This window comes from Candidatus Planktophila sp., assembly GCF_046070465.1.
GTDB lineage: Bacteria > Actinomycetota > Actinomycetes > Nanopelagicales > Nanopelagicaceae > Planktophila.
Window position 1 is genome coordinate 1 of sequence record NZ_JBJTMK010000034.1, and the last position, 8,235, is coordinate 8,235.

Annotated in this window: 8 protein-coding genes and 1 pseudogene; 4 read left to right on the forward strand and 5 right to left on the reverse strand. The window is 48.7% G+C overall.

The window, feature by feature from the left end; all coding sequences use genetic code 11:
• Positions 1–226: 226 nt before the first annotated feature.
• On the reverse strand, positions 227–1,006 hold the full coding sequence (locus ACKOVI_RS01735; RefSeq protein ID WP_509602219.1) for an SDR family NAD(P)-dependent oxidoreductase: 780 nt from the start codon (positions 1,004–1,006) through the stop codon (positions 227–229).
• A 22-nt stretch (positions 1,007–1,028) separates the two neighbouring features.
• Here ACKOVI_RS01735 and ACKOVI_RS01740 point away from each other — a divergent pair, with 22 nt between their 5' ends.
• The 3 genes from ACKOVI_RS01740 to ACKOVI_RS01750 are packed head-to-tail and all read left to right on the forward strand — an operon-like array spanning position 1,029 to position 4,784.
• Positions 1,029–1,583 carry an isochorismatase family protein gene (locus tag ACKOVI_RS01740; RefSeq protein WP_509602222.1) on the forward strand — a complete coding sequence of 185 codons (555 nt, stop codon included), beginning with the start codon at positions 1,029–1,031 and terminating at the stop codon, positions 1,581–1,583.
• Positions 1,574–2,605: an LLM class flavin-dependent oxidoreductase gene (locus ACKOVI_RS01745; protein ID WP_509602224.1), complete on the forward strand. Its 1,032-nt coding sequence runs from the start codon at positions 1,574–1,576 to the stop codon at positions 2,603–2,605. The genes ACKOVI_RS01740 and ACKOVI_RS01745 overlap by 10 nt, the downstream gene beginning before the upstream one ends.
• Positions 2,606–2,633: 28 nt before the next feature.
• Complete coding sequence (locus ACKOVI_RS01750; RefSeq protein ID WP_509602227.1) at positions 2,634–4,784, forward strand: ATP-dependent Clp protease ATP-binding subunit; 2,151 nt, start codon at positions 2,634–2,636, stop codon at positions 4,782–4,784.
• Here ACKOVI_RS01750 and ACKOVI_RS01755 read toward each other — a convergent pair.
• Genes ACKOVI_RS01755 through ACKOVI_RS01770 form a run of 4 tightly spaced genes read right to left on the reverse strand, consistent with a single transcriptional unit; the run spans position 4,781 to position 7,899 of the window.
• Complete coding sequence (locus tag ACKOVI_RS01755) at positions 4,781–5,863, reverse strand: bifunctional RNase H/acid phosphatase (RefSeq protein ID WP_509602229.1); 1,083 nt, start codon at positions 5,861–5,863, stop codon at positions 4,781–4,783. The genes ACKOVI_RS01750 and ACKOVI_RS01755 overlap by 4 nt on opposite strands.
• Before the next feature lie 6 nt (positions 5,864–5,869).
• Entirely contained in the window at positions 5,870–6,595 is a 726-nt protein-coding gene (locus tag ACKOVI_RS01760; protein ID WP_509602231.1) for a zinc ribbon domain-containing protein, read from the reverse strand.
• The gene (locus tag ACKOVI_RS01765) at positions 6,592–7,206 is read right to left on the reverse strand and encodes a vitamin K epoxide reductase family protein (RefSeq protein WP_509602233.1); all 615 of its coding nucleotides are present in this window, start codon (positions 7,204–7,206) and stop codon (positions 6,592–6,594) included. Before ACKOVI_RS01765 ends, ACKOVI_RS01760 begins: the two co-directional genes overlap by 4 nt.
• A gap of 9 nt (positions 7,207–7,215) precedes the next feature.
• Positions 7,216–7,899 carry a GNAT family N-acetyltransferase gene (locus tag ACKOVI_RS01770; protein WP_509602235.1) on the reverse strand — a complete coding sequence of 228 codons (684 nt, stop codon included), beginning with the start codon at positions 7,897–7,899 and terminating at the stop codon, positions 7,216–7,218.
• Between the two features lie 28 nt (positions 7,900–7,927).
• On the opposite strand from ACKOVI_RS01770, the pseudogene ACKOVI_RS01775 reads away from it, so the two are divergent.
• Positions 7,928–8,235 (forward strand): annotated as a pseudogene (locus tag ACKOVI_RS01775) (carbohydrate ABC transporter permease); the annotation flags it as partial.

The following is an 8,235-nucleotide window of genomic DNA, read 5'->3' on the forward strand; positions in this document are numbered from 1 at the left end:
CTTGGTCAGCTTTTATCCATGAGAGCGGCTCTGCGCGATTGCGAATTGTGAAGTAGAGAAAGTCTCCTGTACGTGATCGCAACAGAGCAGAGCCACTTTCATGGATAAAAGCTGACCAAGAATCAGCGGTTCTATTTGCCGAAACCCTGGCTAGTTTCACCGCTGAAACTATTGAATATAAGGGTCTCCAGAAGGACCATCAAGCAATTATCGATTATCTACGCAATTAACCCAGAAGTGACTTCATCTGCTTGTAAATAAGATTAGCCGCGAATATCGGATTGATGCGAGAAAGCCTGTCCATCATCGTCGCATCTTTTCCAACTGTAATTCGTGGCTTGTTCTTTTCAATTGCATCAACCATCTTCTTTGCGGCAATAGATGCAGGTAGCGACTTAAATTTGGAAGAGTCAGCATCGACACCCGGCATCGCGATTCCGGAATTTGTCGTGATATTGGTTGCGACTGCCCCTGGAAAGACAACAGTGACGCCAACATTGGAATCCATGAGCTCTGATCTCAGGCCCTCGGTCAGCAACTTAATGGCTGCCTTAGAGGCGCCATAAACGCTCTGTCCGGGAACAGGGGCATATGCGCCCATCGATGAAACATTGAGGATATGGGCTTCGGGGCGAGATAGAAGTCCTGGCAAGAAAGCTTTGATTAAAGTTAAAGGTCCATAGAAATTTACATTCATGACTTTCTCGGCTTGCTCAATCGAGAGATCTTTAATCGGTATAAATGGCTGGATGATGCCTGCATTGTTGACGAGGGCATCAATGGATCCAACTTTTGAAGGAAGTGCAGCAACTGCGGCACGATCGGTAACATCGAGGGTAAGTGGCGTAACTGCAGAACTAGCCAGGCTCGCTGTTTCTTCAACAGAGCTCTGATGCATATCAACAGCAATCACGCGAGCTCCGCGTCGAACAAGTTCTAATGTGATTTCACGGCCCATTCCACTGCCGGCACCTGTGACTAGTACTACTTTGTCCTTAAGTTTCATATTTGCAGTCTACGCTTGGAACATGGTGATTAATAAGAGCGAACGTGGTGGGTCAGCGCTCATTGTGATTGATGTTCAAGTCAATGTTGTTGCTGACGCCTTTGAGAGAGATGCAAAAGTAGCAAACATGGTTACAGCTGTCTCTAAAGCGCGTGCTGCTTCGGTTCCAGTTATCTGGGTGCGTCACTCCGATGAGGGCATGACAATCAACTCCGATGGATGGCAGATTGTTCCAGAGCTCACTCCCCTGCCTGGTGAACCCATTATTGAGAAGAAGTTCCGCAGCACCTTTGTCGAAACCAATTTTGAAGAGGTTCTTGAATCACTCAAGGTCAGCCACCTCTACATCTGTGGCGCCGAAACCAATAACTGTGTGCGGCATACATCAATGTCAGCCCTCGAATCAGGGTATGACATCACGTTAATCGAAGATGCTCACACCACAACTGGATTTGAATGGAACGGATATGTCATGGATGCAGCCCGTACCATCGATGAGCAGAACACCAACTTTATGGGCTACTCACTCCCTACCTGTAGCGCTGATGTAAAACCGGTAGGTGCGCTATGGAATTAAAATTCGGCCTCGATACCTTCGGAGATATGCAGAATGATGACAATGGCACTCCCATTCATGCAGCTCAGGTTATTCGCAACCTTGTAGATCAAGCTGTACTTGCCGATGAGCTCGGTATTGACCACATTAATGTTGGTGAACACCACCGCGATGATTTCGCAGTCTCTGCGCCGGATACGGTTCTTGCAGGTATTGCTACCAAAACCAAGCGAATTGTTCTAGGCACCGGCGTCACTGTTCTCTCCAGTGACGATCCCATTCGCGTCTATCAGCGCTTTGCAACTATTGATGCTCTTTCCAATGGGCGCGCTGAAATCACCGCTGGTCGCGGTTCTTTTATCGAATCATTTCCGCTCTTTGGATATAGCCTCGACGACTACAGCATTCTCTTTGAGGAAAAGCTCCAAATACTCGCTGAGCTCATTAAAGAAACTCCAGTGAACTGGTCTGGCTCAATTCGAACTCCACTCATTAATCAGCAGGTGTATCCCAAGACCGAAAAGGGCGCTCTCACAGTTCGCGTAGGCGTTGGCGGAACACCAGAATCTGTTGTGCGAGCTGCACGACTTGGCATGCCTATGGCTCTCGCCATTATTGGTGGAGATCCGGCGCGCTTTGCCCCATTTGCACACCTTTACCGTAGCCGCTTAGCAGAGTACGGAAAGCCCGAGCTACCTATCTCTATTCACTCACCCGGGCATTGCGCAGATTCAGATGAGCAAGCTCTTAACGAACTATGGCCGAATTACTTTGCGCTCTATAACAAGATTGGCCGCGAACGTGGTTGGGCTCCAACGACGCAAGAACACTTTATGACCGAAGCTCAGCATGGCTCGCTTTACGTTGGTTCGCCAGAAACAGTTGCACGGAAGATTGTCTACGCTCTGAAATCGGTGGGCGCACAGCGATTTGATTTCAAGTACTGCAATGGCCCGATGCCGCAGAAGCAGTTGATGCGCTCGATTGAGTTGTATGGCACAAAGGTGATTCCCCTAGTGCGCGAAATGATGTCTGGGGAATAAAGAGCCTTTGCTTCAGGTTTAAAAGGGTGTGAGTACACATTTCCCAAACCAATCTTCCGAAGAAGGCAAGTCGGCACTTGAACAATACGGCGTTGACTTAACGTCGCGTGCCCGTGAAGGAAAACTGGATCCTGTTATTGGACGCGACAATGAAGTACGTCGCGTCATTCAAGTTCTCTCACGTCGCACCAAGAATAACCCGGTACTGATTGGAGAACCTGGCACCGGAAAGACTGCGATAGTAGAAGGCCTTGCGCTTCGAATCGCTACTGGTGACGTTCCGCTCGGCCTTAAAGATAAGCGAGTGATTTCCCTAGATTTAGGTTCACTCATCGCTGGTGCAAAGTTCCGCGGTGAGTTTGAGGAACGTCTTAAGGCGGTCCTGGATGAAATCAAAGAAGCTGAAGGCGAAGTAATTACCTTTATCGATGAATTGCATACCGTTGTTGGCGCTGGCGGAATGGGTGGCGCAATGGATGCAGGAAATATGCTGAAGCCCCTTCTTGCACGAGGTGAGCTCCATATGATCGGAGCAACAACGCTTGATGAGTACCGCCAATACATTGAAAAAGATGCCGCACTAGAGCGTCGTTTCCAGCAAGTTTTAGTCGGTGAGCCAAGCGTCGAAGACACAGTGGCAATTTTGCGCGGAATCAGAGAGAAGTACGAAGCGCATCATAAAGTGACGATTGCCGACAGCGCCTTAGTGGCTGCAGCAACTCTTTCAAACCGATACATCACGCATCGATTCTTGCCGGATAAGGCTATCGACCTTGTTGATGAAGCAGCTTCTAGACTTCGTATGGAAATTGACTCCTCCCCTGAAGAGATCGATCAGTTACAAAGAGCTGTAGATCGTTTAACCATGGAGGAGTTTGGGCTCTCGAAAGAGAAGGACTCATCGTCGAAGGAACGCCTCCAGGCTCTGCGAGATGAACTTGCGCTGAATAAGTCAGAGCTCTCGGAGTTGAAGAAAAGGTGGGAGATTGAGAAGAACGCCCTCGACCGGATTGGTCAATTAACAGAAGAGATGGACCACATCCGAAGCGAAGCAGATAAGGCTCAACGCAATGGCGAGCTCGAGAAGGCGGCCCGTTTAATGTATGGACGCATGAGGGAGATAGAGAACGAGCTCTCTGAAGCTCGTTTCAATGCAGTGAGCAGAACCTCTATGGTGAAAGAAGAAGTCACGGCGGATGAAATTGCCGAGGTAATTTCAGCATGGACAAAGATTCCTGTCGGGCGCTTGCTTCAGGCGGATAGTGATCGACTGATTCATCTTGAGAGTGAACTTTCTAAGCGCGTTATTGGACAAGAAAATGCAATTCGATCTGTTGCCGATGCAATCAGACGTTCACGTGCAGGAATCTCCGACCCTAATAGACCTACTGGAACATTCCTCTTTCTAGGTCCGACAGGAGTAGGTAAGACTGAACTTGCAAAGACACTTGCTCAATTCCTCTTCGATGACGAACGCGCGATGGTGCGAATAGATATGAGTGAGTATGGAGAAAAGTTCTCAGTCTCACGGTTAGTTGGTGCACCTCCGGGCTATGTTGGATATGAAGAAGGTGGGCAGCTCACCGAAGCGGTTCGCCGCCGTCCATATTCTGTCATTCTGCTGGATGAGGTGGAGAAAGCCCATCCTGAGGTCTTTGATTTACTTCTTCAGGTCTTCGATGATGGACGCCTAACAGATGGGCAAGGTCGCACCGTCGACTTCCGAAACGCAATCATCATCATGACTTCAAATCTAGGTTCGCAATTCTTGATTGACTCCAACCTTGATCGAACTCAGAAGGAGTCTGCCGTGATGAACACGGTCTATTCCTCCTTTAAGCCGGAGTTCCTCAATCGCATCGATGATGTTTTGATTTTTGATGCGCTTGAGAGAAAGGAGATTTCTCGCATCATGGAGCTTCTCGTTGATGATCTACAGAAGCGACTCAGTGAGCGCCATATCCAATTAGCACTTGATGATCGGGCAAAGAGTTGGTTGATGGAATCCGGTTTTGACCCACAATTCGGTGCTCGTCCACTGCGCAGGGCTATTCAAAAAGCAATTGGAGATCCACTTGCCATGAAAATACTTGCCGGTGAGATTCCAGATAATTCAATGGTGAGTATCACTGCACAATCCCCCGATGCGGTAAACCTCGACATTTCTCTGAAGGTTTAGCGGTGGTGTCCACGCTCATTAAATGAGCGCAGTGCACGCAGGCCATCGGATGGCCAGATGGAAATCGATGAGATGGAACACGGAGTTGCATCCATATGGAATACGCCATCGTTAGGTCCGCCGATTGCGATATTGGCCGCTGACTTGATGACACCATTGTGGGTAACAATCACCACTTTCTTGCCTGGGTACTCAGCAACAATCTTCTCCATCGCAGCCTCAACGCGAATGCGTGCCTCATCGTAAGACTCACCTCCACCAGGTCGAAATGAAGATGAGTTGAGCCAAGCCTGATAGTCATCGGGAGTCTCAGCTTTTACCTCTTCAATCGATTTTCCATCCCATGAACCGAATGAAAGTTCGTACCAATCTTTGTCATAGACAATTTCAAGCCCGGTTTCGGCAGCGATTGCCTCTGCAGTCTGACGCGTGCGCTGAAGTGGTGAAGCAACCAGTACATCTGGCTTGAGCTTTGCCACTTCGCCAGCAACGCGTTCTGCTTGTGCCAAGCCATCTGCAGTCAGCTCTGGATCTAGCGCACCCACACCTGAAAATTTGCGAGTTGGAGTGAGAACAGTTTCACCATGGCGCACCAAATAAAGCATCGTTGGTACTTCAGAGCTGCGAAGTCGGTCGGTTAAATAATTCTCTTGAATCACTGCAGCTGGCTTGTGAGCGCTTCCACCATCGAGGGCCTTATTAGCCAAGCGATCTGCATGAGAGTTCTCATCGCGAGGAATCCACTTATAAGTAACCAATGTTGGATTGTGCGCATTTCGACATTGCTTTGCAAGATCACGCATATCAGCATGCTTAATCTGCCAACGGCCAGACATTTGTTCGACAACTAACTTTGAATCCATTGCTACTTCAATTGTTGCTTCAGGATCGAGTTGATGAATATGTGTCAGGCCAGCAAGTAGTCCACTGTATTCGGCAACGTTATTTGTTGCTGTTCCAATAACATCAAAGAGCTCTGCCAAAATTTTGCCATTTTCAGAAACGACCGCACCATACCCCGCAGGGCCAGGATTTCCTCGGGAACCGCCATCTGCAGTGAGCTTAAACGTGCGCGCCATGGATTGTTACTCGCGCACTAAAATGCATCGACACTGCTCACAGCGCACTACTTCATCCGCCGGCAAAGTTGAGATGCGCTGGACTTCAGTCGTATTTATTGTGAGGTGGCAACCCTTGCACTCATTTCCCACAAGCGGAGCTGCACCATTTCCGTTGTTATCTGCTGCTAATTTCGCATATAGATCCTTGAGATCCTGGGCGATTGGCGCAGCGATAGCTGCTCGCTTCTCTGCCACTGCAGAGCGCTCGTTGATAATAATTGTCAGCGCATTTTCTTTCTTGATTTCGAGCTCTGCAATCTCTGCGTTGAGCTGCTCTTCTTCGCTGCTGAGCTCATTAATGCGATTTGTAATGCCATCTACCTGAACCATGATTGCAAGCTCTGCCTCTTCAAGTTCAGCACGGCGCTGGCCGAGTGTCACAAGCTCGTGCTGAGTCTGTTCAAGTTCTTTGGCGGTGCCTGTACCTGAATTGAGGCGAGCCTCATCGCGTTGAATGCGTGTGACGATTTGTTCGACATCGCCCTCTGCGCGTGAGAGTTCGCGCTTTACATCGGTGCGTTCTGTCTCTGCAGCAATGCGTAAATCGCGCACATTGTTGCGCTTGATTGTTGTCGCGTTGAGCGCGGCTGACTCTGGAAGAGTTGCTTCACGCTGAGCCAATGAAGCTAGTTGATCATCGAGTCGCTGGACCTCAAGAATTGCTTGCTGGTCGTGATGGGATGCTTTCATGCGAATAGTTCCTGACCATATTTGAAGTAGATAGCGAGAATGAGCACAGCGTAGGTAACGGTGTAGAGGACCCGACCCCAACCGCGATTAAGGAATTCAACGAGCGAGGCATGACGCGCCTCGGAGAGATTCCAGATATTTTCCAGAACGGCTACACGCGTAATCGTTGAAAAAACTGTGACCGTAGATATTGTGACAAGAAGGCACCATGGGCAGAGTGCATGAATGACAAAGAGTGATTGGGAAAGTAACCAGAGCGCAAAGAGCAACCCAAGTCCATACCCCACATGTGCAACTCGCATAAATTTACGTGGGAAGACGACAAGTGAAAGTCCTGCAATTGCCACAGTAATGACAACAGGCTCAAGCATCAATCCGATAAATGAATTGGGGAATCCGAGAAGTGTTGACTGCCAAGATTTAGCGACCTTGCCGCATGAGACGACGGCGTTGATATCGCAGGAAAGCTTGCTTGAAGGAGATCCAGCCAGCTTGACCGCATCGTAAGAAAGAACCAAAGAAGCGATTAAGGAAAGAGTCGATGAAACAAGCATCGCCCAGTAGGTCTTGCGATAAGCGCGCAAACGTTCGACAGTGCCGGTTTCAGACATGGCGCGAGTTTACCGTCTTTCGCAGTAAGTGAAGTTATGCATCAATCGGAAGCCAACGCCCTTATAGAGGCGTTGAGCGCTCTCATTTTGATGTCTGACTCCGAGACAGAGATACTTCTCTCCTAATTGATGCCCCGCAATCAGGCACATTTCCATCAATTGCTTACCAAGGCCCTTGCCGCGAAGTTCTGAGTGAGTTGCAACAGATGAGATCACGACTCGACCAGATTCCCACCGACAGAGAGCAGCGACTGCCGCCAACTTGCCCTCACTGATGACCTCGACCCATTGGATAATTTCGTCATTGCCTGGGAAGACTGATGAGTCAGGTGCATGTGCCTTGAGAAAGGCATCAATATCAGAATCACTCGCTGTTGCGGCAGCGATTTCCTGGCCTCCGATTGTGGGCGCCCAATATGAATCCCATTCAACGACTGCTTTAAATTCATCAGGTAGCGCCACAATTCCGCGGCTTTCTAAAGAAAAGTTCTTCCAGTCTGAAGGGATGGCGGGTGATGCGCCGAGCGCGATTCCATAGATTCCATCATCTTCGCGAGAGATTGAAATATTTCCAGTGCTATCAAAATCTGCTGTCAGGAATTTCTCGCGCGGAACCCAAGTTTCGAAGAATGGCGAATGTGGATAAGAGTTTTCATATCTCGAAAGCACTTCGTCGAAGTCTGCAGTGTGCACGAAGGAAGATTACCGCTAGATTTGCAACATGAGCCAAGAGCGGAAAGATAAAGTTATTTCAGCTCTCTTGATTCTCTTTGGAATTGCTTGGCTCTTCCCTTTAGTGTGGACTCTCTGGTCTTCTTTTCGTCCTTACGCTGATGTGCTCTCTCATGGGCTGCTTTCCATGCCCAGTAGATTGAGTTTAGATAACTACAAAGCAGCCCTTGAGAAGATGGCTGTTATCCATTACCTCATCAATACAGTCATTATCTTGGTGCCGAGCGTCTTCTTTATTCTCTTCTTTGGAAGTCTCATTGCTTTCAGTATCTCGAAATACAACATCAAATATAAGAA